Origin of the sequence: Mesorhizobium loti (assembly GCF_013170705.1) — a bacterium.
Taxonomy (GTDB): Bacteria; Pseudomonadota; Alphaproteobacteria; order Rhizobiales; family Rhizobiaceae; genus Mesorhizobium; species Mesorhizobium loti_D.
Genome location: NZ_CP033334.1, coordinates 3,312,502 through 3,333,960, shown reverse-complemented (window position 1 = coordinate 3,333,960; position 21,459 = coordinate 3,312,502). Strand labels below are relative to the sequence as shown.

The window sequence follows — 21,459 nt, the reverse complement described above, 5'->3', positions numbered from 1 at the left end:
CGCCCTCGTCATCCTCCGCGAAGACGCCGCAAACCCCGCATCATCCCCTGGGCCGCGCTGCGCAGCCGGGGGTTGGAACGCACGAAGGCCTCGGTCCGGTTGCGCAGTTCGATGGCGGCGCTCGCGACACGGCCCCGCACCGTCAACCCATGGCGTAGTTCGGCCAGCACCGAAGCCTTGGCGCCCATGCGTTCCTTGTAGCTCTGGTCGCCGACCGACAGGTCGAAATAATCGAACCGCCGCTCGCGCGCCCAGCCTATCAGCCGGCCCATGATCAGGAGGCCCGGCGAGACATTGGGCACCACGCTCTGGTCCATAGCTATCAGCAGAGCATGAACAGTCCCTTGATGGACCACCGCATATTGGACGGCTATCAGGGCATCGCCGACGCGCAGCCCGAAGAGCCGCACCGATCCGTCCGGCAGACCCTGCAGGGCGGCGTTGCGGTAGAAATCGACAACCGCCTCCTGCGTCAGCAAGTCGAAGCGGCCAAGCTCGCGAAAGCGGCTGAGCCGCATGCGGATCAGTTCGCCGAAGAGTTGCTCCACTTCGGCCTGCGTGGCGGCCTCGACCAGCTCCACGCCGCCGAGCCGTTCGAGCCGGCGCCAGTCCTTGCCGAATTCCTTGACGAAGGATGGCCTGCACAGGCGCTTGAGGACGGTTTCCGGCTCGCCGTCGATGGCCAGGCCGAAGGTGGTCTGGAGGGAATCGCGCGTTGCCGGAAGCAGCGCCAGCGGGTTGGCGACGCCGCCGATCCGCCGCGGAATTCCCAGGATGTTGACGCGGTCCGCCGCCGGCAGCACGGAACGCACCGCCGCCCACGCGGCCTGCGCGGATTGCGCCGTCCACGCGCTCGCATCGGCCAGCAGCGGTGCCGAATAGTCGCAGACGCCACAGCTCAGCCATTCGATCACCCGATGGTGGAAGGCTGGCCGCAGCATCAGCGGCACCAACATCAAGGGCGCGCCCGTCACCGCGTTGTTCACTTCGACGATGAGCGGCTCCGCGCCTGCCGGCATCAGCCGCGCCACGATCCCCTCCACCCACGCGAAATGCTGGTGGGCGGTGCAGACGCCATCCGTCTGGAAGCGCAGCCAGAGCGGCCTGACCGCTTCGAGACTGGTGTGCAACCGCGCCGTGTAGGCGTCGTTCGCCGCGACGATGGCGGGATGAGAAGCCTGCCCGTCGGGCAAGTCGGCCACCGCGGCAATGTGCACTGCCTGTTCTGCCACATCCTTCTCCTATCGCTTTGCCGCGGCGAATGTGACCGCCCGTCGCCAGGAGCCCAGGCGGCTATACCGCTGCTGGTCCGGATGCTCGATGTTCCACATGCGGTGATGCGCGAAATACCATGATGCCACGAGCACGAAGGTCTCGGAGACCGCCGAGCCCAGCAGCGCCCATGGCGGGGACGCGACGGCCAGCAGGATCGCGATCAGCGCCAGCCCGACGATCGCGCCGCCCATCGTGATGAACGCGACGATCCGGAAATCGCCGAAGATCTCGAGCACGATGCGGGGCATGATGTAGAGCATGATCGGCACGAAATTCGCGATCACGAAAAGCCCGATGAACCCGACCGAGGCATCCTGCAGAGCCTGGGATTTTATCATCGGCAGGACGAACATGATGGCGCATCCATAGGCCAGGCCGCCGAGCCCCATGACGAGCGACCAGATCTTCGCCTGCGCCCAGACGCGGCGCGTTTCGTTGGCCTGCATCAGCTTCGCGAGTTCCGGCTGCGTCATGTTCACGAAGGCAAGGCTGATGATGCGCAGCGGCGCGAACAGCACGAGGACCGCCGCCAGCGGCGCGTAGGCGGCCGGTCCGGCAATGCCCGCGACCAGCAGCGCCAGGCTTTGACCCTGGATGTTGGTGGTGGTCGCGCTGAAGGCCGACCAGCACAGCTGGCGCCAGAGCCTGGTGTAGCGCCGGCGCGTTGGCATGCGGAAACTGACGCGAACCCTGCGGCCAGCCAGCCGGACCAGGACGAAGATGCCAAATAGATTTGCCGCCGCAAGGGCGTAGAACACGGTCTGCAGCACGTCCGTGGCAAACCAGATCGCCAGCCCGGTGAGCACGGTGCCGGCGATCGTGAAGGCGGCGTCGCTGATGGAGACGACCACCTGCTGGCGACGCGTGAAGAATGCCGTGCGCATATGGCTGCGCAGCGACCAGGCGCCGACGAAGCAGCCGGCGGCAATGCCGCTTGGGTCGCCCAGGAGATGCATCAGGATAGCCGTGCCGGCGGCCATCAGCAGCGCCACCACCAGCGCCGCCGTTCCGAAGGCCACGTCATGGGCATCGACGCCGGCCCTGTTGCTGCTCTTGCTCATCCATATCGAGGCGGGGACGGCGGTGAGCGACCTGATGTAGGACAGGCCGACGCCGCCCATCACCATGGCGAGGGCGAAAAGGCCGTAGCCTTGGGCCGACAGCATGTGCAGCAGCGCGAGGTTGAGGGCGAAGTGGAAGCCGCTCTGCATTGCCTCGCCGCCGATCATCAGCACGAGGCGCCGCACCAGATGGACGGGGAACTTCACGGCTGCGTCTCCGCCTGGCGGGTGGTTGCCGCCTTGCCCGGCCTTGCCATGGCCGTCTTCAGTTTGTCGGCGGCGATCGCGGCGATCGCCGCGGCCGCGACCGGCTCGCTGAACATCGTCTCGTAGCGCTTGCGCCCGGCGGCGACGAACCCGCGCCAGGCTTCAGGGGCAAGGACGATCTCCTGCAATTTCGCGGCAAGCGCGGGGGCATTGTCAGGCGGAACATGCCAGCCGGTCTCGCCGTCGCTGACCACCTCGACCAGTCCGCCGATCGCCGACACCAGAGGCGGCCGGCCATAGGCCATCGCCTCGATGGCGACGCGGCCGAGCGATTCCGGGCGCCGCGACGGCACGGTGACGATATCGGCCCAGCGGTAATGCTCGGAAGGGTCGGAGATGAAAGGCAAGGTGCTGACCTGATCGGCCAGCCCCATGGTCCCGACCAGTTCGGCCAAGGCGCGCTCGCGCTCGACGCTTTCGAAAGCGCCGCCGACCAGCCGCACCTCGATCCTCGACTTCAGCTCCGCCGGCATCGAGGCGATCGCCTCCAGAAGCACTTCCTGGCCCTTGATCCGGTTGATGCGGCCAAGCAGCAGCACCCGTAGCGGGCGCTTGCCGTCATAGGTCATCGCCTCGGCCGCCGCCGGGCCGGCAACGCCGTTGTAGACGACGTATGAGCGCGCGGATTTGGGATCGCCGAACGCGGCGCGCGTGGCGCGCGAGTTGAAGATGAGATCGGCACGGCTCCAATGCATCAACCCGACCAGGATCCGGCGCAGCACGCCTTCGGGAATCTCGTGGATGTGCAGCAGGGCCTTCGTCGGCAGCAGGCGCGAGGCCAGCGCATAGTCGGCGACGATCGAGGTGTTGACGTAGACCAGGTCGCAATCGCGCAGGCGCCGCCATGCCCGCCACAGCGCGACCGGCAGCCGCGCCATCTCGATGGTCGCCAGCCGCAGCATCGCCTGACGCCTCAGCACCCAGAGCGGTTCAAAGACGATCCGGCTGGCATGAGGTTCCAGGATCCGCAGGATCGGCCCGCCGCGCGGCAGGACCACTTCGATGTCGGCGGACGGAAACGCGGCGCGCAGCGCCGCCACGCTCTCCGCGAAGCTGCGGTCGGAGCCGTAGAGTTCGTAGCCCTGGTGGATGCAGGCAATCCGCATCTTCACATGCATCTTTCTGTCAGGGGTGGTGTGACGATCCCGCCGCCTGACGGTACCGGCGACCGGAAACACCCCTTTGGACTTCACTGGTTGCGAGTGTGGTCATGAACGGGATCACCACACCAATGCTGCACGCCCTCCGCCGATTCCGGCGCGCAGAAGTCCATCAGCAAGGATCATACCGGGCTAATGTACCCATCTGCGGGCCGGCCGGCCCCGGCATTGCCTCGTTTCGATACACATACGTGCGGAAAGTTGACCGATAGTGAAACAACTCCGGCGGTTGGAAGAAATATTTTACAACCCCGGTGCGATGATGGCCGGAACCCGGTCTGGCATGGATATCGCTAGGCTGCGGTTCTGAGATGACACAGCCTCGCATCACGGATCGAGCGGACCTGAAAGTACCAGCAGCCATGAAACCGGAACAGCCTTCCATCCTGATCCTGGGAACGCGCGGCATTCCCGCGGCTCATGGCGGCTTCGAGACCTTCGCCGAGAAATTGGCCCTTTTCCTGGTCGCACGCGGCTGGAAGGTCGGCGTCTACTGTCAGGAAGAGGTCGAACGGGTCGACCAGCGGGTGCGCCTCGACAGCTGGCGCGGCATCGACCTGATCCACATCCAGGTCGCCTCGAAAGGACCGCGCGCGACGCTGGAATTCGACTGGCAGTGCGTGCTCGACGCCGCGCGCCGGCCCGGCGTCTGCCTGGTGCTCGGCTATAATGGCGCGGTCTTCCTGACCTGGCTCAGGCTGATGCGGCGCAAGATCATCACCAATATGGACGGCATCGAGTGGCGCCGCCCGAAATGGGGACCAGCGGCGCGCACCTGGTTCTGGCTCAATGAATGGATCGGCGCCTGGGCTTCGCACCGGCTGGTCGCCGACCATCCTGTCATCGCCGATCACCTGGCGACGCGCCGGCCGCGCAGCGCCATTGCCACCATCACCTATGGCGCCGACCCGGTGACGTCGGCGCCCGAGGCGCCAGTACGCGCGCTCGGGCTCGAACCTGGAAAATACCTCATCTCGATCGCGCGCATCGAGCCCGACAACAACATCCTGCCCATCGTCGAAGCCTTCTGCAGCCAGAAACGCGACATGAAGCTGGTGGTTCTGGGCACGCTCTCCGACCAGAATCCCTATCATGTCGCCATCCGCAAGGCCGCGAACGCCTCGGTGGTGCTGCCGGGCGCCATCTACGATCAGGCGGCGGTGAAGGCGCTGAGGTATCACGCGCGCGCCTACATGCACGGCCACACCGTCGGCGGCACAAACCCGTCGCTGGTCGAGGCGCTGGCCGCCGGCAACATGGTGATCGCGCACGACAATCCCTACAACAGGTGGGTCGCCGGGGCCGCAGCCGTCCACTTCACCGATACGCAAAGCTGCGCCGAGCGGATGCGGCAGGCGATGGAGGATGACGCGCTGGTCAAGGCCTGCGGTGAAGCCGCCAGGACGCGCGCCCGCGAAGCCTTCCGCTGGGAGGATGTGCTGCTGGCCTATGAGGATGAAGCCTACCGGCTTCTTGGGGTGACATCGGAGCGGACAACGGCAATCGACCGCCCCTCGCCCGGCGCCGTATGACGGGCTGGTCGCGGCGGCGGTTGCTGCGCGCCGCGCTGTCGACGGCGCTGGTGCCCGCGGCGATGGCGCAGCTTCCCGCGCCGTCCGCGCTTGCCGCCAGCGGCGAATGGCGTTTCCGCCGCGGCGTCAACGCCTGGCCCTGGTTTGCGCTGACGCGTGAATTCCCCGCCCCGCGCACCGACTATGACTGGCCGCCCTTCCAGTCGCAGCGGCCGGTGCCAACCCCAGACGACCTCCGCCGGCTACGTGCCACCGGGCTCGATTTCATCCGCCTGCCCGTCGATCCCGGCCCGTTCCTGGCCGCCGACGCCACCACGCGCGGCAAATTGCTGGATATGCTGGACCCCGCCGTCGCCGCCACGATCGACGCCGGTCTCGGCATCGTCGTCAACGTCCAGGCCAACGGCGCCACCCATTACTGGAACCCCGACCGCATGGTCTCCAGCACCGCGGCACCCGAATTCGCGGCCTATCGGGCGCTGGTCGGCGAACTTGCCGGCATTCTGGACCGGTTCACACCCGGAATGGTCGCGCTGGAGCCGGTCAACGAACCGGCGCAGTCCTGCGATTCCAACGTCTGGTCGCAGGTTCAGGCATCCCTGCTGACGGCGGCGAGATCGTCATCCCAGGCCTTGCCGCTGGTCGTCACCGGCGGCTGCGGCTCGATGGTGAGCGGGCTGGCCGCGCTCGATCCGGCGCCGCTGGCGGCCTTCGAGCCGATCCTGTTCACCTTCCACTTCTACGAGCCCTATCTGTTCAGCCACCAGGGCGCGCCGTGGATGCGCGAGCCCGTCTACCGCGCGCTGAACAATGTGCCGTGGCCGGCCTCGGCGGGCTCGCTCGAACAGACGCTGGCCTCCGTCCGGGCGCGCATGGCCGCGGATACCGAAACCTCCGAAGCGGACAAGAAGGCGGCCTACGCGGAGACCGAGCGCGTGCTGAAGGTCTATTTCGACGCCCAGCCCGACCGCTGGTTCATCGACAAATATCTCAGCCAGGCGCGCGACTGGGCCGACAGAAACGGCATCGCGCCGCAGCGCGTCATCATGGGCGAATTCGGCGCACTGCGCACCGACGCGCGTTACGTGGCGGCACCCAACCCCGACCGCGCCCGCTACATTTCCGATGTCAGGCAAAGCGCCGAGGCCGCCGGCTTTCCCTGGGCCTTCTGGGACCTCTTCGACGGCATGGGCATGATGGACGACAAAACCCGCGCGCTGGACCCGGCGATGGTCGAGGCGCTGGGGTTGAGGATGGCGGAGCAATAACGCCGACCGTCCAGATCTTCGTCATCCCAGGGCGGAGCAAGGAGCGAAGCGACGCGGCGCAGACCCTGGGATGACGAAAAGCGGAGGCCTGACGCTAACTGCGGGGGTTCAGCCCGCGCACCTTTTGCCTCACCCCACCCCGCACCGGCCGATACAGCACCAGAGCGATCACCACGAATTTGGTCATGAGCGTCGTCTTCGACGCCAGGCTCTCTGAGGTGTTGAGCAGGATCAGCCAGCCCAGCATCAGCAGCCAGATGCCGGCATGGCAGCGGCGCGCCACTTCATGCATGAACAGCGCGAAGCCGACGAACAACAGCAAGGTGAAGAAGGCGCCCTGGTAGAGGACCGTGCGGATGATGGGGTTCTCGATGCCCTGCTCAAGGCCGCTGATGCGGCGCAGGCTCTCGATGAGGTCGATGTCTGGCCCCACGATCACGTCGCGCAATTCCAGATGATTGAACAGGTCGAACATCTCGACGCGGGCATTGGCGCTGCCGGAGTCCGACACGAAGCGCTCGAGCAGCGCGTCGAAAAAGCCGTAGGACGCCGCGACCGCGATGACCACCGGGACCAGCGCGGCAAGGATGAGGCCGAGGGCCGCGCCAAGCAGGTTGACGCGCCCCGTGCGCAAGCCGCGCAGGCCCTGGATGAGCAGGTAGCAACCGCCGAGCACGATGGTCAGCACCATCGCGGAGCGGCCGCCGAAGGCGACGAGAGCCGCGCATTGCAGGCCGATCATCCCGAGCCGCAGCGGCATGGACAGCGATTTCGAACCGGACAGCAGCGCCAGCACATAGATGGAGGTCACCGTGGCATTGGACAGCGGATGGCCCTGAAGCGCCGTCGAGCGCAGGTCGGTCATGAACGCTTCGCCGTCGAGCCGATAGGGAAAGATCAGCGTCTTGGTGGCGAACTCGAACAGGGCCAGCAGCGCGTTCACGGTCATGATGGCGTGAACCACGGTCTGCATCCGGGCGAAGGTCTTCTCGTTTTCCTCGGCCAGCATCATCACCAGCAGCGCCGGCGCCACGAACGTGTCGATCATGCCGGCCATGCCGGGGCGCTGGCGCGCGATGACGACGACCAGGAGCACGATCGACATGACCGCCATCAGCGCGCTGGCTGGCCGCCGGTCGGCGACGGCAACCATGTAGCCGACCGGATTGCCGAAGGTGCAGGCGCGCCAGGCAAACACGAGTATCAGCAGGTAGGTCGAAGGATGGATCTTGGTCGCGGGGTTGCCGGTCAGGCCGTCGTAATTATAGCCCACCAGCCACAGCATGCCGCCGGAGATGGCGAACAGCAGCGCCACGACCGTGACCAGGCCGAAGCTGGTCAGCCAATCGACGGAGCTGCCGGCGCGGGCCTGACCCGGACCGGCCCAGCCGGCTGCCGGGTTGGCGGTCCGGATCGCAGCCATGTCAGGCCGCCTCGTCGACCAGCAAGGCGCCGGTCGGCAGCCGCCCCATGACGGAAATGGCCTGCGAGGCCGTCGTGACATCGCGCATCGGCGTCGAGTTGAGCGTCGCGACCATCACGATCTCGTCGACCATGGCGACCAGAGGCGAGGCGTTGAGATTGTCGGCCAGCGCGCCGCCGTCGACGACGACGAGGTCGAAATTGCGGCCCGCCTGCGCCAGCATCTGCTGCGTGAAGTAGACGCCCTGCGCCTCGGAAAAGACGGCCTTTTGCCGACCCCTGCCCAGCACCGCGACATTGCTGCCGGCCGTGTACTGGCTCAACGCATCGAAGGCATATTCGCCGCGCAGAACGTCGAGGAGACCGGGTTGCGGCTCCTTCTTGCCGCCGCCGGCATTGTTGGTGTCGATGAACAGGACACGGCTACCCCTGGCCGCCGCCGCATTGGCGAGCAGGCGCGCCACCCTGCCCCGCTGCGCGGCGTCCTCGGGCGGCGATGTCAGCAGGATGGACGGCACCAGCGGCCAGTTCGGCGGACGCCGGCTGGAGGCGAACAGGCGCCGCAGCGCCAGGCCCGCGACCGCATCCGTCTTCTGCCCGGCCGAGGCGGCGGCGCCGCCGAAAGGCCACCAGCGGCGGCGCGCCGATTTCGCCGGCAGAACGCCAAACACCGGCGCGTCGATAGCCGACTGCATCTGCGCGCTGGAAAGCACCGTCGGCGAGGAATATTCCGCGATCAGCGCCAGCGCGGTGCCCAGCCCCAGCCCGCCGAAGAGGGCACCGAAAAGCAGCAGCGGCAGCGGCGGCCAGCTCTTCTTCAAGGCAGGCATGGCCTGCGAGATGATGCGCGCATTGGTGCTGTCGACATTGATCTGCTCGCGCGTTTCCTGCGCCCGCTGCAGATAGGTGGCGTAGACCGAGCGCACCGCCTCGAGGTCGCGCTGCAATTCGCGCAGCTTGACCGAGGCCTGGTCGGTGTCGAGCGACTTGCTCTTCATGCCGGCGACCTTGGCTTCCAGCGCCTGCTGGTTGGCCAGCGCCCGCTCGTAGTCGGTCTCGGCGGCCGCACTGATGCGGCCGAGTTCGCGCGCGATGAGGGCGCGCGTGTCGCGCAGCTGCTGCTGCGCGGCGATCATCGAGGGGTGGCGCGGCCCGAGTTCGGTGCCAAGCTGCGAGACCTGGTCGACAAGCGTCGCCTCCTGCGCCCGCAGGCTCGATATCACCGACGAACGCATCGCTTCCGAGGTCGCGTCCGGCGCGCCGCCGGACCGGCGCAGCTGGTCGACCTGCGCCTTCAGCGTCGCGGTACGGCTCTGCGCGGCGGAAAGCTGCGTGTTGATCTCGGTCAGCTCCTGGTCGCTGACCAGGTTGCCCGCCGCCATCACCATGTTGTGGGCGGATTTGTAGGCCTCCACCGCGTTCTCGGCCTGCTGGACGCGCTTGCGCTGTTCGTCCAGCCGCGCGGTGATGGAATCGGAAGCGTCGGTGGCCATCTTCGCGCGCGCGCTCGCCTGGTCGGCGAGGTAGGCCTGCGCGATGGCATTGGCGAGCTTCGCGGCCTTGTCGGGGCTCTTGGCGGTGACGATCACATCAAGGACCAGCACCTTGTCGGCCCGCTTCACCGCCAGCCGCCCGCGCAGCGCATCGAGCGTCTTTCCGGTCCTGTCGGTTTCGGCCGACCCCGAACCCAGCAAGCCGCCAAGCAAACGGCCCACCAACCCGCCCTGCCCGTTGAATTCCGGATCCTCGGTCAGGTTGGTTGCCTCGATGGCCCTGAGCAGCACGCCCGTCGACTGGACGACGCTGACCTGGCTTTCCACCATGGTGATGCCGCCATCGGGCGGAACGCGGCTTGGATTGACGTCGTTGGTGACCACCTGCAGGTCTTGCGGATCGATGATGATCTCGGCCACCGAACTGTAGAGCGCCGGCGTGAACAGGCCGTAGAGCAGCGTCACAAGGGTCAGCAGCGCGGCGGTGGCGAGGATCAGGAAACGGCGGCGCACCAATATGCGCTTCAGGTCACCCAGCTCGACTGTCGAGGATGCATAGGACGCCGTCGGCGCCGGCTCCGGGGCGTATTGCGTCACCTCTGGAGCGTGTTGTTGCGGCAACGAGAGCAGGGATGATTGCAAAGGTCGCTCCGACAACACTCCATGTGCCTGCAAGGATTAATTGCGGCCTCAGCCTAGCTATTCCTCCAACTGTTAAAACACTGTTAATTATGTTGGGAGCTCTTCTGATTTTTGGCACGGAGTTTGCCTAATAGAGGCACGAGCGTGGTGACGCGGGCGCGGGCGAGCAGGAGACGGACGCAAATGGGGCAACACTTCACTTCAACCCATCCGTCCGGGCCTCTCGCGTGTCCAATTTTCGAACACCGGCCAGATGCGCAACGTCGCAATGCCAGGGGTGCGACATGCGGGTGAGCCTGCGCCTGGACGGCGAGCGCGTCCGTGCTTTTCACCTGCTGCTCCTGCGGCGTCTGGCCGAGCTGGCCCCTGTCGAGGTTTCCGTCGACGCCAGGCCGGCCGGGGGCGGCATTCCAGGCAGCGCCACGGCGCTGTTTCAGCTTGAGACGGCCATCCATGGCCTGCCGGCGGACGGGCTGGCCAAGCGCCTGCCGCTTTCGGCTTTGGCGCCCTATCGGACGCAGCCGCCCGCCTCCCCCGACCTGGTGATCGACCTCTGCGGCGACGTCCACCTGGAAGGAACGCGGGTCTGGCGCGTGACCTATGACGGCGCCGCCGGCGAAGCGGCCCTGCTGGCGCTGATCCTCGACGGCCGCACGCCCATCGCCCGCATCGAGGAGAACGGCGCCGCCGTCGCCGAAGGACGCCTGGGCACCGAATATGGCGGCATCGCGCTTGCCTCGTTCCAGGACATGCTGGCGCGCACGGCAAGCCTGATCGTCGCGGCGATGCCCCCCTCGGCAATGAATGGCACGGCGCGCACCGTGCCCGTCCTGCCTGAGCCGGCGCAGGCCGGGGCCTCACCACGGATACCCTCCACCACCAGGCTTGGCATCAGGGCGGGCAAGGCGCTGGCGCGGCGCATTGTCCAGAAGATCTATCACCTCTGCTACAATGCCCCGCACTGGAAGGTCGGCTGGCGCCAGACCGACGGCCGCGACCTGTTCGACCTGCGCGCCCATCCGGCAACGGGCTGGCAGGTGCTGCCCGACGACGGCAGCCGCTTCTACGCCGATCCGTTTCCGATCCTCCATCAGGGACAGGTAACCCTGTTCGTCGAGGATTATATCCACCGCCTCGGCAAGGCCATCATCTCCGCCGTGCCGTTTGGCCCATCGGGGCCGATCGGACGTCCCGAGCCGGTGCTCGACCTGCCCTACCACCTCTCCTACCCCTTCGTCTTCGAGCGCGACGGCGAGGTCTGGATGGTGCCGGAAAGCTGCGCCAACCGCACGGTCGACCTCTACCGCGCCACCGCCTTCCCCGGCGGCTGGGTCAAGGAAGCGACGCTCCTGTCCGATATCGTCGCCAGCGACGCCACGCTGGTCGAGCATGGCGGCCGCTGGTGGCTGTTCGCCACCGTCCGCGACGGCGGCGGCGCCTTCTCCGATGCGCTCCATCTGTGGTCGGCGCCGGACTTTCGCGGGCCGTGGGCGCCGCACCCCAGGAATCCCGTACTGGTCGACATCGCCTCGGCGCGCCCGGCCGGCCGCATGGTCAAGCGCGGCAACGACCTGCTGCGCCCGGTGCAGGATTGCCGCAGGAGCTACGGCGCGGCCCTCGGCATCGCACGCGTCGCTCACCTTGATGTGAACGGCATGGAGCAGGTTGTCGAGACCATCTTAACCCCAGGCGCGCTATGGAATGGGCGCAAGCTGCACACGCTCAACGAGGCGGGCGGCCTGGAATTCATCGATGGCTCGGCGATCGCGCCGCGCTGGAAACAGGAGAGGCGCCCACCATTAACCTAAACACTGGTTACCACCAGCCACCCGTGCTGGTTGCTTGAGGTTGCTATGGGCCCGGAAGATATTTCCACCAGGGATTGTGGAGACGAAAGATGACTAGCATAGAGGGCGTCGACATACCCCTCGCCGAGGCTCCCCCGGCCGAAGTCGACGTAGCGATCATTGGGGCCGGAATGGCCGGCACCACCCTGGCAACGCTGTTGGGAAACGCCGGCCGCAAGGTGGCGCTGATCGATCCGCACCGCGTCCATCACGACGAGTTCCGGGCCGAGAAGATCGGCGCGAACCAAATGCGGCTGTTCGAGAAGCTCGGTCTCGACAAGATGGTCATGCCTCTCGTCACCCCGTTTACCGACGTCGATGTCTTCCGCCTCGGCCAGTTCTTCGCCCGTGAAAAGAAGTGGGAATACGCATTTTCCTACGGCGCGCTGATCAACGGCCTGCGCGACGCCTTGCCGCCACAGGTGCCACTGACGGTCGGCAAGGTAACCGAGGTCTCGACCGGGCCGGACCGGCAGCGGCTGGTGCTGGCCGACGGTACCGTCATCAATGCCCGCCTGCTGGTGGTGGCCACCGGCTACAGCGAATTGGTGCGGCGCGCCATCGGCGTCGAGCGCATCGAATTGTCGAAGGCGCATTCGCTCTCGATGGGATTCGATCTCGCGGTCGCGCCGCGTGACTGCGCCTATCGCGCCGTCACCTGCTATGGCAAGCGGGCCTCCGACCGCGTCGCCTATCTCACCGTTTTTCCCATCGGCGACAGGATGCGGGCCAACATGTTCGTCTATCGCACCGTCGCCGACCAGTGGACGCGGGATTTCCGCGCCGATCCGCAAAAGATGCTCTGCGAGCTGATGCCCGAAATATCAGCGCAGTGCGGCAATTTCGAAGTGGCGAGCCCCGTCGAGGTCAGACAGGTCAATCTGACCACGACGCAAGGCCATCGCCGCGATGGGGTCGTCTTCATTGGCGATGCCTTCGTGACGACATGCCCGACGCCGGGCGTCGGCATCGGGCGGGTCATGATCGATGTCGATCAGCTCCATTCGGTTCACATTCCGCGCTGGCTGGAAACGCCAGGCATGGCGGCTGACAAGATCGGCGCTTTTTATGACGACCCGGTCAAGGTGGCTTCGGATGAGGAAGGTATGCGGGTGAGCATCTACGCCAAGCGGATCACCACCGAAACAGGGCTGGAATGGCGCGCGCGGCGCCTGCGCAACAACACGGCGCGCCGGCTGATGATCATCGGCCGCAAGGTGCGCCATCTGGGACCAAGGCGGGCGCCCGGCATGGCGTGAGGGACCTCCCCTGTCCCGCCAAAAAGCAAAAGGCGCGATCGAGCGACCGCGCCTTGCACCTCGCCCCATCGGGCGAAAGCGTCGTTCCGGCCCGCTCAGGGCGGCGGGAGCAAACCTGATGATGGGCTCGTCTGGGCCGTGACGGCCGAGAGCCGCTCACGCTTCTGCCAGCTTGGCTTCTCGTATTTCTTCACCGGATAGTGCCCTCCGCGTTGGATACCGCGCCATAAGAAATGCTTCGGCACGCTGTGTCAATTATGCCAGGACAGGCTTTCACAACCTCGCACTGCCTGAACGATCTCCCTCGGAGGCCAGCGGATCCAGGCGGAAGCCCAATTGCTCGACGGCATCAAGGACGCGTTGCGCGTTCTCGGGCTTTACCGTGGTGACGCCGGCCACGACCTTGGAGACGGTGGCGGCCGACACGCCGGCGCGGCTCGCCACGTCGTGGATCGACGGACGCCGCGGCTGTCCTGCCTGTGTGCCATGGCTCCTCCTCCCGAGGCGCGGCCGGGCGCATTTTCTTGTCCGCCGAGGGCATGAATAGTCGATTTTTCCGAGTTGTAAATCGGTTCACGCGAGGTGATTATTGCCTTGAGTGCGCGGGCCGCGCCGGGAGGAATCATCATGTCGAACAAGGATTTGCCGCTGGTGATCAGCGCGCCGGAACCACGCACGCTCGAGCTGATCTTCACGCCGCCGCAGCTGGCGCGCTTCAGGGCGAAATACCGCGTCGTCGAAACCACGGCCGATGGCGTCGCCGGGCTGCCGGCCGATGTGCTGGCGCGGGCCCGCTACATCGTCGGCCAGCCGCCGATCGCGCCCGGAACGCTGGACGCCATGCAGGCGCTGCGCTGCGTCTTCAACGTCGAGAGCAACCTCCTCGACAACATGCCTTACGAGACGCTGTTCGCGCGCGGCATCCATGTCGTCACCACCGGCCTCGTCTTCGCCGATCCGGTGGCCGAGCTTGGCCTTGCCATGGCGCTGAACCTTGCCCGCGGCATCGTCGATGCCGACCTCGCCTTCCGGCAAGGCAAGGAGTTGTGGGGCGGCGACGGCAATTTGACGGCGCGGCTTTTGTCGGGCGCCGATGTCGGCATCGTCGGCTTCGGCGATCTCGGCCGCGCGCTGAACCGCCTGCTGTCGGGCTTTCGTACCCGCACCCGGGTCTTCGACCCCTGGCTGCCGCCATCGATCCTGATCGACAATGGCGTCGAGCCGGCCTCGCTCGACGAGGTGCTGTCGCGCAGTGACTTCGTCTTCGTCGTCGCCTCGGTGACCTCCGAGAACCAGGGCTTTCTCGGTGCCGATGCCTTTGCCAAAATGCGCAAGGGCGCCGCCTTCATCCTGCTCAGCCGCGCCGGGGTGGTCGACTTCCCGGCCCTGATGGCGGCGGTGAAAAGCGGCCATATCGTCGCCGCCAGCGATGTCTTTCCGGAAGAACCGCTGGCGCCGGACCATCCCGTGCGCACCCTGCCCGGCTTCCTGCGCTCGGCCCACCGCGCCGGCGCGCTCGACATCGCCTTCAAGCGCATGGGCGACATGGTGCTGGAGGACATGGACCTGATCGACCGCGGCCTGCCGCCGCTGCGCTCCAAGCGGGCCGAGCGCGAGACGGTGTCGAGGATGCGCTCGAAGCCGGTGGACAGGAACTGACGGGAGAGCGGAGAGCGGAACCTTTGCGCGGCGTTTACGTTTCAGAGGTGGATCGTCTCCCATTCGATCCGTTACTCCTCCAATCAAGCCCCGCCAGGCTCCTGCCGGCGGGGTTTCTTTTATCTGGCGATCAAGGTCGCCCGCATGCGTCGCGGAAGACGGGCTTTTCGTCACCATGGAACGATCGCCCCGCTGACAGGTTTTGCAAATGGCCGGGCGGTGGGACGCCCGGTCTACTCCAGAAGGCCCGTCACCTGTCGCGTCGGTGGCGGGCCTTTCCGTTTGCCGCGCTCTCCGCGGCATGCGGAACCTTCCCGACAAAGCGACGTTGGTCCTCGCCGATCAGGCAGACAATTTGCAAAAAGGAACATTCCATGGGAAGCACCAGTGACAAGGCCGCGGGTCTCGCCAATCAGGCTGTAGGCAAGGCCAAGGAAGGTGTCGGCAAGGCCGTCGGCAATGATCGCCTGCGCGCCGAAGGCGCGGCACAGGAAGCCAAGGGCAAGGTCCAGAAGGCTGTCGGCGACGCCAAGTCCGCCGTCAAGGACGCGACCAACAAGACCGCCGCCGCGATCAACAAGAATCTCTGAGAGCTTCTTTGCTCTTGGGACGTTTGGAGGCCGCCGCGCCAACCGGCGGCCTTCTTCACGTCGGCATTTGAAATCGGCGGGGAACACATTGCCCTGCCAGAGATTGAGGAACCAGCGCAGCCCGCGCATTGACCCCTCGAGGACTTCAGTCATGGCCAAGCAAACATCCAGGCCGGCCGGAACGGCCGCGACCATTCACGATCAGAAACCGCAGCGCGGCGAAGGCGGCGAACTGCACCAGACCGCATCCGGCTCGACGCCGGTGCTGACCACCGCGCAAGGCGGGCCGGTTTCGGACGACCAGAACTCGCTCAAGATCGGCGCCCGTGGCCCGACGGTGCTGGAAGACTTCCATTTCCGCGAAAAGATATTCCATTTCGATCACGAGCGCATTCCCGAGCGCGTCGTCCATGCGCGCGGCTATGGCGCCCACGGTTATTTCGAAACCTATGAATCCCTGGCCAAATACACCCGCGCCGACATCTTCCAGCGCGCCGGCGAGAAGACACCGGCTTTCGTGCGCTTCTCCACGGTCGCCGGCAACAAGGGTTCGGCCGACCTTGCCCGCGACGTGCGCGGCTTCGCCGTCAAGCTCTACACGCGGGAAGGCAACTGGGACATTGTCGGCAACAACATACCGGTGTTCTTCATCCAGGACGCGATCAAGTTTCCCGACCTGATCCACGCCGCGAAGGCCGAACCCAACAGCGATTTCCCGCAGGCGCAGACGGCGCACGACAATTTCTGGGACTTCATCTCGCTCACGCCTGAAAGCATGCACATGATCATGTGGGTGATGTCCGACCGCGCCATCCCGCGCTCGCTGCGCTTCATGGAAGGCTTCGGCGTCCACACCTTCAGGCTGCTCAACGCCAAGGATGAATCGACCTTCGTGAAATTCCTCTGGAAGCCGAAGCTCGGCCTCCAGTCGGTCGCCTGGAACGAGGCGGTCAAGATCAACGGCGCCGACCCCGACTTCCATCGCCGCGACCTGTGGGACGCCATCCATGCCGGCAATTTCCCGGAATGGGAACTGCAGCTGCAGCTCTTCGACCAGGCGTTCGCCGACAGTTTCGACTTCGACATCCTCGATCCGACGAAACTCATTCCCGAGGAGGTGCTGCCGCCGATCGCGGTCGGCCGCCTGGTGCTCGATCGCATGCCCGACAATTTCTTCGCCGAGACCGAGCAGGTCGCTTTCATGACGCAGAACGTGCCGCCCGGCGTCGATTTCTCCAACGATCCATTGTTGCAGGGCCGGAATTTCTCCTATCTCGACACGCAGATCAAACGGCTGGGCAGCACCAATTTCACCCACATCCCGATCAACGCGCCGAAATGCCCCTTCCACAATTTCCAGCAGGACGGCCACATGGCGATGCGCAACCCGGTCGGGCGCGCCAACTACCAGCCCAACTCATGGGATGAAGGCCCGCGCGAATCCCCGCAAAAGGGTTTCCGTTCCTTTGCCGAGGTCGAAGCCGGACCGAAGGCACGGCTGCGGTCGGAAACCTTCGCCGACCATTACAGCCAGGCGCGCCAGTTCTACATCAGCCAGGACCCCGTGGAGCAAGGCCATATCGCCGCCGCACTGACCTTCGAACTGAGCAAGGTGCAGACGCCTGTCATCCGCGAGCGCGTCGTTTCCCACCTTCTCAACATCGATGACGGCCTGGCCGGCAAGGTGGCGGATGCGCTCGGCTTGAAAGCCATGCCGAAGCCCGCCGACGCGGCGGTGCCGACGCGCGGGGATCTTCCCGCCTCGGACGCGCTCAGCATCCTCAAGAACGGCCCCGGCCGTTTCGAAGGCCGCAAGCTCGGCATCCTGGTGACCGAGGGAACGGATGCCGGTTTGCTGAATGCCTTGAAGCAGGCGCTGACCAAGGCCGGCGCCAAGTTCGAGATCATCGCGCCGAAGGTCGGCGGCGCCAAGGCGAGCGACGGCGGCTGGATCGACGCGCAGCAGATGATCGCGGGCGCACCGTCGGTTCTTTACGACGCCATCGCGCTCCTTCCGGCAAAACCCGCAATGGCCGACCTGTTGAAGGAATCGACCGCCCGCGACTTTGTCGCCGACGCCTTCGCGCACTGCAAGTTCATCGGCTTCGTCGAAGCGGCGGCACCTCTGCTGGAGAAGGCGGGCGTAGCCGAGGACGAGGCGGTGATCCCGCTTGCATCGGCCAAGGACGTCGCGGGCTTCGTCGCCAGTCTCGGCGACCTGCGCTTGTGGGCGCGCGAACCCAAGGTGAAGCTGGGCTGAAGCCGGTCTTTGGTGACATCAGCTGGAACCGGCTTCCTTCTCGGACATTACATTAGCTGGTCCGATCGGCGGGTTGCCGATCGGGAAGGAGCCCGCCGCCTCCACGGGGATGGCGGGCTCCTTGCATCCTCAGGCGGAGATTTGGGTGGACAAACCTCTCTATGCCCTCGCCGAGTTCTTCTCCAAGCCGCCGGGCTTCTACGTGATGCTGGCCGCCGCCCTTGTCTGCGCGCTGCTCACCAGCGCCACGCTCGGAACCTACATCATATCGATTTCAGCGATGTGCCTGACAGGCGTGGTCCTGATCCAGAACTACCGAGACACCTCGGCCATGCAGGCGAAACTCAACGAGATAATCGTCGCCCTGGACGCCGCCCGCAACGAGGTGGTGGGGCTTGAACATGCTTCGCCCGCGGCCATCGACGCAGAGCTGAAAGACATAGAGAACAGGGCCTCGGCCGCGTCCTCACGCGAGGTTCAAGGAGGCTAGAGCAATTCCAGGAAAAGTGTGAAACGGTTTTCCGTCCGAGTTGCGTTAAAACAATGAGTTAGAGCAGTTCGCCGTTTCCGTGAAACGGTGAAATGCTCTAGCCCCTTTCCGCCTTTGCCGTCTTGGCCCGCTCGCAGGCGGAGCGAAATTCCTCCACCTCCCGCTCCGTGAGATGCTCGATCCCGATAAAGTCATTCTTGCCCATACCGGACCGTATGAGTTCGTCCAGCTTGGCCTGGATGGCCGCGCCATCCCGGTTCTGGGTGTTCTGGATGAGAAAGACCATCAGGAACGTGATGATCGTGGTTCCGGTGTTGATGATGAGCTGCCAGGTCTCGGAATAGTGGAAGACCGGACCGGTCGCCGCCCAGATCAACACCGATGCCAGGCAGAGGGCGAAGGCCGAAGGTCTGCCGGCGGCCCGGGCGACCGCGCCGGCCATGCGGTTGAACGTTTTTTCCATGCGGGAGCTTTCGAAAGGTTGGAGGAACTTCGCCACAACTTCCCCGTCGACCCCCGGTTCCGGGCAATGAGTTCGTTTTCGTCCCATCCTTCCGGGACATTCTTCCCAAGACGCGCACCTGGCTGCATCGAAGGAGAATTCCCTTGGCCGACCGCCGCCGGACAAAGCGGATTGAACGCGCCACCCGCGAATCTCAATCCATCATTGCCGGAAAACGTCGGGCGCGTGAGGCCAAGACTGCTCGGCCGCGGACACAGCGGCTCTCTTCCGACGGACCAACTCCGGCCCAATCCGCCGGCTCGAAGCCCAGGAACGCCGCCCGCAAATCTTCACAAAAAATCATCGACGCCGACTGACGCCGCGCGGGTCTCTTCGGCGGACGGCAAGCCTACTTGGCCACAATCCAGTCCAGAACGTCCGGGTCGATCTCGTCAATGCCGGTCAATTCGCGCACCAGCTCCTCGGCGTGCATTCGCCATTGCTGTTCGGCAATGCGATTTTCCACGACCGATTTCCTGAAGGCGCCGCGAAGAATCTCGCAGTCCAGGGCGGATATATTCTTGCTTGAATGGTTGTCAGCCATTTTAGCCTCCGCATTGGTGGCGGTAGCACCTGATTTGGCTTCCAAGCGTCCGGATGCCGTGAAAGGCGGACGACCGGGGGACTGTACGCCCCCATGCGGCAATGGCGAGTCAATTCATCATGGGGAACGTTGCAACCACTCGGTGGTTGTAGCGTGAGGAGGGCTGCCCGTGTCAAACCAACCCAGCGTTGTCGAGACCTTGCGGATCGTCAGGGGATTTTTGATCCTCGCGCGAAAGGCGGTCATCGATGCGCACCATATCGAAGCCATCATCGAGATCGATACGCTGATGCAGGTCGCGCAGGCGGAGACCGACAGGCGCATTGCCGTCCTCGAACGGGCGGCGGCATCAAAGACATAGGTGCCGCGCGCGATCCCCGAGGGCACGGCGCGAGCCCATGCCCCTGGACGGTTGCCGGACCAGCGCAGCCGTCGAACAGTGCAAGGGCCTATTGGCCAAAGGTCCCATTCGCGTCAGCGCCATGGTGTGAGAGATTGATAAAATATAAGCAATTGCTTGAATAGTGGTCCGAACGGCTGTCGAGAGGCGTGTCGTGCCAATCCGCAGGAATCTTGCCGAGAATCTCCGACGGCTGTCGAGCAGCCATGCGTCGGTGGCCGCCGTATGCCGCGGGCTGAACATGAACCGCACCCAGTTCGACCGCTATTTACAGGGCAAGAGCGTGCCCAACCGGGCGACGGCCAAGCTGATCTGTGACTATTTCCGGATCGACGAGGATGAATTGTACCGCGCGCCGGAAGCGCCCGAGCCAGCGGACGCGGGCCTGTCACCAATCCACCGGATGCTTTACGAGAACATGGTGCGCGGCCCGTCCCCCGCCCTCGCCGGCGGCACCTATTTCACCTATTTCGCGGTTCCGGACCGCCCCGACCTTGTGATGCAGTCGGTCACCTTCGTGCGGCGCGAGGCCGAGCGCGTGACCTTCAGGCGCGTGACCCGATGGGCCGAAGGCCATCGCCAGGGTGGAGCGCGGGTGCCGGGCTGGCACTATGGCGTGGCGGTGTCGCGGCTGAACTGGATTTATTTCGCCGGCATCAACCGCCGCCAGACACGCGAACCGTCGATCGTGGCCGTGCAATGGGCGCCTTACTCGGAGCCGGTTCTGGTCGGCAACGCCTTCGTCCTGACCGGAGCTGGACCGCTCTGCGTAAAGGTCATCATGCGCCAGGAGGTCCGCGGGATCAGCCTTCGGCAGGCGCTGCGCATGTCCGGCGTCGTCAGCCTCGACGACCCGCGCCTCGACCAGCTCGTGGCAAGCCTTGCGCGCGAGGGCTAGAGCAATTCCAGGAAAAGTGTGAGCGGTTTTGCCGGGACAAGCGCGTAGAGCTTGCCCTTGGGAAATGCGTCAAAACAAAGAGTTAGAGCGGTTCGCCGTTTCCGCGAAACGGTGAAATGCTCTAGAGTGCTGTCCCGGGTCAATTGGCCCGGAGCAACAAGGGTTCGCGATGCTCAGCAGTTTCGACTATGGCGGCAAGGAAGCCGACACCGTGCACGCGCTGGAGGAGGACATCATCTTCGGCCGGCTGGCGCCCGGCACGCGCCTGGTCGAGGATGTGCTCCTGGCGCGCTTCCCGGTTTCGCGCCACTCGATCCGCCAGGCGCTCTACCAGTTGGAGAGGCTGGGCATCGTCACGCGCGAGCGTAACAAGGGCGCCATGGTGCGCCGGCTCTCACCCGAGGAGGTGCGGCAGATCTATGAAGTGCGCGAAATGCTGCAGCGCCAGGCGGCACTGATGATCCCCCTGCCGGCCAGCGACGCGCTGATTGCCGAACTGACCGAGATCCACCGCATCTACAGCGGCCATGTCGACGCAGGCCACCTCAGGGGCATCCACGAGACCAATGACCGTTTCCACCTCACCATGTTCTCGGCCTGCGGCAACGCCTATCTCGTCTCGTCGATCGAACATTACATGCGCCTCAGCCTGCCGGTGCGGGCCAACTCGCTGGCCGACCGGGAAAAACTCGACATCTCCCGGCAACACCACTTGATGATGATCGAGGCGCTGAAGCGCAGGGACAATTGGGTGCTGGCGCAGCTCTGCGTCGACCATCTGCAGCCGAGCAAGGCGTTCTATCTCCAGGAGATCGAAGCGGCACCGGCGGGCAGCGACGCCGGCTAGGGCAATTCCGGGAAAAGTGTGAAACAGCCTTCCCTGGAAAAGC

At 65.4% G+C, this 21,459-nt stretch carries 20 protein-coding genes; 12 read left to right on the top strand and 8 right to left on the bottom strand.

The window, feature by feature from the left end; all coding sequences use genetic code 11:
- Nucleotides 1–8: 8 nt before the first annotated feature.
- From EB815_RS16195 to EB815_RS16185, 3 genes are read right to left on the bottom strand one after another with little or no spacing between them, the layout of a single operon-like run.
- On the bottom strand, nucleotides 9–1,232 hold the full coding sequence (locus tag EB815_RS16195) for a GNAT family N-acetyltransferase (protein WP_056571123.1): 1,224 nt from the start codon (nucleotides 1,230–1,232) through the stop codon (nucleotides 9–11).
- 9 nt (nucleotides 1,233–1,241) lie between these two features.
- Nucleotides 1,242–2,543 (bottom strand): hypothetical protein, encoded by a 1,302-nt coding sequence (locus tag EB815_RS16190; RefSeq protein ID WP_065005284.1) that lies wholly within the window; start codon nucleotides 2,541–2,543, stop codon nucleotides 1,242–1,244.
- Entirely contained in the window at nucleotides 2,540–3,709 is a 1,170-nt protein-coding gene (locus EB815_RS16185) for a glycosyltransferase family 4 protein (protein WP_081294904.1), read from the bottom strand. Before EB815_RS16185 ends, EB815_RS16190 begins: the two co-directional genes overlap by 4 nt.
- A 416-nt stretch (nucleotides 3,710–4,125) precedes the next feature.
- Between EB815_RS16185 and EB815_RS16180 the strand changes: the two genes are divergently transcribed.
- Both EB815_RS16180 and EB815_RS16175 read left to right on the top strand, forming a co-directional pair.
- Nucleotides 4,126–5,295: a DUF1972 domain-containing protein gene (locus tag EB815_RS16180; protein ID WP_056571116.1), complete on the top strand. Its 1,170-nt coding sequence runs from the start codon at nucleotides 4,126–4,128 to the stop codon at nucleotides 5,293–5,295.
- Nucleotides 5,292–6,563, top strand: coding sequence for a glycoside hydrolase family 5 protein (locus tag EB815_RS16175; protein ID WP_065005283.1), 1,272 nt, complete (start codon nucleotides 5,292–5,294; stop codon nucleotides 6,561–6,563). Before EB815_RS16180 ends, EB815_RS16175 begins: the two co-directional genes overlap by 4 nt.
- Nucleotides 6,564–6,657: 94 nt before the next feature.
- Here EB815_RS16175 and EB815_RS16170 read toward each other — a convergent pair whose 3' ends face one another.
- Nucleotides 6,658–7,986, bottom strand: coding sequence for a VpsF family polysaccharide biosynthesis protein (locus tag EB815_RS16170; RefSeq protein ID WP_065005282.1), 1,329 nt, complete (start codon nucleotides 7,984–7,986; stop codon nucleotides 6,658–6,660).
- Nucleotide 7,987: 1 nt separating this feature from the next.
- Nucleotides 7,988–10,120, bottom strand: a complete 2,133-nt coding sequence (locus tag EB815_RS16165) for a GumC family protein (protein WP_056571110.1) — start codon at nucleotides 10,118–10,120, stop codon at nucleotides 7,988–7,990.
- A 284-nt stretch (nucleotides 10,121–10,404) separates the two neighbouring features.
- On the opposite strand from EB815_RS16165, the gene EB815_RS16160 reads away from it, so the two are divergent.
- Together EB815_RS16160 and EB815_RS16155 are read left to right on the top strand one after the other, a co-directional pair.
- Nucleotides 10,405–11,928 carry a glucosamine inositolphosphorylceramide transferase family protein gene (locus EB815_RS16160; protein WP_056571108.1) on the top strand — a complete coding sequence of 508 codons (1,524 nt, stop codon included), beginning with the start codon at nucleotides 10,405–10,407 and terminating at the stop codon, nucleotides 11,926–11,928.
- Between the two features lie 89 nt (nucleotides 11,929–12,017).
- Nucleotides 12,018–13,226: an FAD-dependent oxidoreductase gene (locus EB815_RS16155; protein ID WP_056571106.1), complete on the top strand. Its 1,209-nt coding sequence runs from the start codon at nucleotides 12,018–12,020 to the stop codon at nucleotides 13,224–13,226.
- 273 nt (nucleotides 13,227–13,499) lie between these two features.
- On the opposite strand, the gene EB815_RS16150 is transcribed toward EB815_RS16155, so the two are convergent.
- A complete protein-coding gene (locus EB815_RS16150; RefSeq protein WP_244494070.1) occupies nucleotides 13,500–13,670 on the bottom strand; it encodes a LacI family DNA-binding transcriptional regulator in 171 nt (56 codons plus the stop codon).
- Nucleotides 13,671–13,853: 183 nt separating this feature from the next.
- Between EB815_RS16150 and EB815_RS16145 the strand changes: the two genes are divergently transcribed.
- From EB815_RS16145 to EB815_RS16130, 4 genes are all read left to right on the top strand, one after another.
- On the top strand, nucleotides 13,854–14,885 hold the full coding sequence (locus EB815_RS16145) for a hydroxyacid dehydrogenase (protein ID WP_056571104.1): 1,032 nt from the start codon (nucleotides 13,854–13,856) through the stop codon (nucleotides 14,883–14,885).
- A gap of 374 nt (nucleotides 14,886–15,259) precedes the next feature.
- Nucleotides 15,260–15,475: a CsbD family protein gene (locus EB815_RS16140; protein WP_056571102.1), complete on the top strand. Its 216-nt coding sequence runs from the start codon at nucleotides 15,260–15,262 to the stop codon at nucleotides 15,473–15,475.
- A 151-nt stretch (nucleotides 15,476–15,626) separates the two neighbouring features.
- The gene (locus tag EB815_RS16135; protein WP_056571100.1) at nucleotides 15,627–17,735 is read left to right on the top strand and encodes a catalase; all 2,109 of its coding nucleotides are present in this window, start codon (nucleotides 15,627–15,629) and stop codon (nucleotides 17,733–17,735) included.
- A 145-nt stretch (nucleotides 17,736–17,880) separates the two neighbouring features.
- On the top strand, nucleotides 17,881–18,225 hold the full coding sequence (locus EB815_RS16130; RefSeq protein ID WP_056572079.1) for a low affinity iron permease family protein: 345 nt from the start codon (nucleotides 17,881–17,883) through the stop codon (nucleotides 18,223–18,225).
- Nucleotides 18,226–18,322: 97 nt separating this feature from the next.
- Here the strand turns inward: EB815_RS16130 and EB815_RS16125 are convergent, their stop codons facing one another.
- A complete protein-coding gene (locus EB815_RS16125; RefSeq protein ID WP_056571098.1) occupies nucleotides 18,323–18,688 on the bottom strand; it encodes a low affinity iron permease family protein in 366 nt (121 codons plus the stop codon).
- A 143-nt stretch (nucleotides 18,689–18,831) separates the two neighbouring features.
- Between EB815_RS16125 and EB815_RS16120 the strand changes: the two genes are divergently transcribed.
- Nucleotides 18,832–19,044 (top strand): hypothetical protein, encoded by a 213-nt coding sequence (locus EB815_RS16120; protein WP_155772438.1) that lies wholly within the window; start codon nucleotides 18,832–18,834, stop codon nucleotides 19,042–19,044.
- Nucleotides 19,045–19,076: 32 nt separating this feature from the next.
- Here EB815_RS16120 and EB815_RS16115 read toward each other — a convergent pair whose 3' ends face one another.
- On the bottom strand, nucleotides 19,077–19,271 hold the full coding sequence (locus EB815_RS16115; protein WP_056571097.1) for a hypothetical protein: 195 nt from the start codon (nucleotides 19,269–19,271) through the stop codon (nucleotides 19,077–19,079).
- 169 nt (nucleotides 19,272–19,440) lie between these two features.
- Here EB815_RS16115 and EB815_RS16110 point away from each other — a divergent pair, with 169 nt between their 5' ends.
- The 3 genes from EB815_RS16110 (at nucleotide 19,441) to EB815_RS16100 (ending at nucleotide 21,416) form a co-directional block, all read left to right on the top strand.
- Nucleotides 19,441–19,632 carry a hypothetical protein gene (locus EB815_RS16110; protein WP_155772437.1) on the top strand — a complete coding sequence of 64 codons (192 nt, stop codon included), beginning with the start codon at nucleotides 19,441–19,443 and terminating at the stop codon, nucleotides 19,630–19,632.
- A 193-nt stretch (nucleotides 19,633–19,825) separates the two neighbouring features.
- On the top strand, nucleotides 19,826–20,569 hold the full coding sequence (locus EB815_RS16105; RefSeq protein ID WP_065005369.1) for a helix-turn-helix domain-containing protein: 744 nt from the start codon (nucleotides 19,826–19,828) through the stop codon (nucleotides 20,567–20,569).
- A 169-nt stretch (nucleotides 20,570–20,738) separates the two neighbouring features.
- Nucleotides 20,739–21,416, top strand: a complete 678-nt coding sequence (locus tag EB815_RS16100; protein ID WP_056571095.1) for a GntR family transcriptional regulator — start codon at nucleotides 20,739–20,741, stop codon at nucleotides 21,414–21,416.
- The last annotated feature ends 43 nt before the right edge of the window (nucleotides 21,417–21,459 follow it).